This window comes from Longimicrobium sp. (genome assembly GCF_036554565.1).
Taxonomy (GTDB): Bacteria; Gemmatimonadota; Gemmatimonadetes; order Longimicrobiales; family Longimicrobiaceae; genus Longimicrobium.
The window spans coordinates 1-2,488 of sequence record NZ_DATBNB010000185.1; the positions used below are offsets into that span (position 1 = coordinate 1).

The window sequence follows — 2,488 nt, forward strand, 5'->3', positions numbered from 1 at the left end:
CGAAGGCGGACTTCGGGCCGTCGTTGCCGCGACTTCAGCCGCCCCAGCAGGGCCGAGGGCTCGGCGTCATCGATCGCCCAAACCACAGCCCACTACCCCGTTGCCCGCCGCACCTCTACCTTTCAGCATTCCACGTCCCGAGCAGGAGCGCCCGGATGCACGAAACCTTCGAGCAGTTGCGGCAACGCGAGTTCAGCCGGCTGGACCGGCTGGGGCACGTGTACCTGGACTACACCGGCGCCGGGCTGTACGCCGAGTCGCAGGTGCAAGCCAACGCCGACCTGCTGTGCAACAGCGTCTTCGGCAACCCGCATTCACGGAACCCCACCTCGCTGGCGGCCACGCAGCTGTGCGAAGACGCGCGGAGCCGCGTGCTGGCGTACTTCAACGCCGATCCCGAGCTGTACGAGGTGGTGTTCACCCTGAACGCCAGCGGCGCGCTGAAGCTGGTGGGCGAGGCGTACCCCTGGGAGCCAGGCGGCCGCTTCCTGCTGACGGCCGACAACCACAACTCCGTCAACGGCCTGCGCGAGTTCGCCACCGCCCACGGCGCCGAGGTAGGCTACGTGCCGCTGGGCCCGGACCTTCGCCTTCACGACGTGCGGGCGCACCTGGCCGGGGCCGAGCGCGGCAAGCACAACCTGTTCGCGTTTCCCGCGCAGTCCAACTTCTCCGGAGTGAAGCATCCGCTGGAGCTGGTACGCCTGGCCCACGACCAGGGCTACCACGTGGTGCTCGACGCGGCGGCCTTCGTGCCCACCAACCCGCTGGACCTGTCGCGGGTGGCGCCGGACTTCGTGTGCGTGTCGTTCTACAAGATGTTCGGCTTTCCCACGGGCGTGGGGGTGCTGCTGGCCCGCCGCAACGCGCTGGGCGAGCTGCACCGGCCCTGGTTCGCCGGCGGCACCGTGCGCTTCGTGTCCGCGCAAAACCGCGTGCACCTGCAGCACGTCACCGGGCGGGCCTTCGAGGACGGCACCCTCAACTACCTGGGCATCGCCGCGGTCTCGACCGGGCTGGACTTCCTGGAACGGATCGGCATCGGGCGCATCAACGCGCACGTGATGGAGCTGACGCGCGACCTGCTGGACCGCCTGGCGAGCCTCACCCACAGCGACGGCGCGCCCATGGTGCGCTTCTACGGCCCGTCGGACATGACGGACCGCGGGGGCACCATCGCCTTCAACCTGCTGGACCCCGCGGGCGAGCCCATCGACTTCCGCGCCGTGGAGCAGCGGGCCAACGAGGCGACCCTCTCGCTGCGCACCGGCTTCTTCTGCAATCCCGGCGCGGCGGAGTGCGCCTTCGAGTATCGCGACGAGGACGCCTTCCGCTGCATCAAGACGCTCACCCCGGAAACGTTCAACATCCAGCTGTTCTCGGACTGCATGAGCGACCACCCCGTGGGTGCGGTCCGCGTATCCGTGGGCATCGCCTCCAATCGGGCGGACCTGGACCGGCTGATGGAGGTGCTGGGCAGCTTCCGCGACCAGGGCGTGGAATTCGGCTACGGCGCGGCCTTGCCCGCGCTCGCCACGGTGGACTGAGGCGGAGCGTGCTAAGCGCGGCGCGTCCGAGATCCCGGGCGCGTCCTGAGCCCGAACGAGGGAGCATGGAGGAGCAGAGAAACCGGTCTCTGCTCCTCCGCTTGTTTCTGCGTGATCCCTCGGGTGCTCAGCGTGTCCCCACGGGTGGACAGCGCAACACGAAAGGTCCACTCAGCACCGCGATCGAATGCGTTTTCCGGGGATGTCAGGAAACGCATGACTCGCGCGTTGTACGATCAGATGGCGAGCAGGAACGCAGGATTTCCGTCACGAGTGCAACCGTTTACGTGTGTGATGCGTAACGAACGCTCGTTCGGCATGGAAACTGCCAGTCCGACTGCAGGACGCACCGGACGGCGCGCCACGAACCCCCCGCTTGGAGGCGCTTATTCGCACCTTGGGAGTCGGATTGATTGCCATCGCGGCTATCGTGGCAAGCCTTACGGTCGTCAAGCAGCGCCAGGAAGAGGCGCGCGAGGCCGAAGGAGAGAAGCGGCCGCAGCTTACCCCGGCCCAGCCTCGCCTGGACCTGGACCAGCTTCGCGCGGCGGGAATGTAAGTTTCCGCCCACGGCGAGAACCCATCGTCATCCGAGGCGCGGATGTCCCTTTCGGGGCGTCCGCGCCTCTGCGTTTGGGGCCGAAACCGAACCGTGGCCCGGCGCATGCACAGGGGCTCTCCTCCGCACGCAACGCGGGCCTTCGGGATTACCTGGCCCGCGAGCGAACCGTGCGGACGGAGCGCCGGAAATCGCCGGTACAATCATCTAACTCCATTTGACACAACAAGTTGCATCGGATAAATTGACGCGTTGAATGGATGCAGCGTGGACCGACGCGGGGCAGATTTCGCGGCCCGCGATTTCACGTGACAGACAGGAGACACCGCTTGAGCGAGTACGAGAGCCGCCCTGGGCCGCGGGTGAAGGAGCGTGCCCCCCG

The 2,488-nt window shown here is 67.4% G+C and carries 2 protein-coding genes; both read left to right on the forward strand.

Going from position 1 to position 2,488, the window contains the following annotated elements:
* Positions 1-155: 155 nt before the first annotated feature.
* Positions 156-1,547, forward strand: a complete 1,392-nt coding sequence (locus VIB55_RS05050; protein WP_331875579.1) for an aminotransferase class V-fold PLP-dependent enzyme — start codon at positions 156-158, stop codon at positions 1,545-1,547.
* 430 nt (positions 1,548-1,977) lie between these two features.
* The gene (locus VIB55_RS05055; RefSeq protein ID WP_331074473.1) at positions 1,978-2,106 is read left to right on the forward strand and encodes a hypothetical protein; all 129 of its coding nucleotides are present in this window, start codon (positions 1,978-1,980) and stop codon (positions 2,104-2,106) included.
* The last annotated feature ends 382 nt before the right edge of the window (positions 2,107-2,488 follow it).

Bases quoted from the DNA above. Each gene is read 5' to 3' on its own strand.
- VIB55_RS05050 (WP_331875579.1), top strand. From the start codon at position 156: ATGCACGAAACCTTCGAGCAGTTGCGGCAACGCGAGTTCAGCCGGCTG.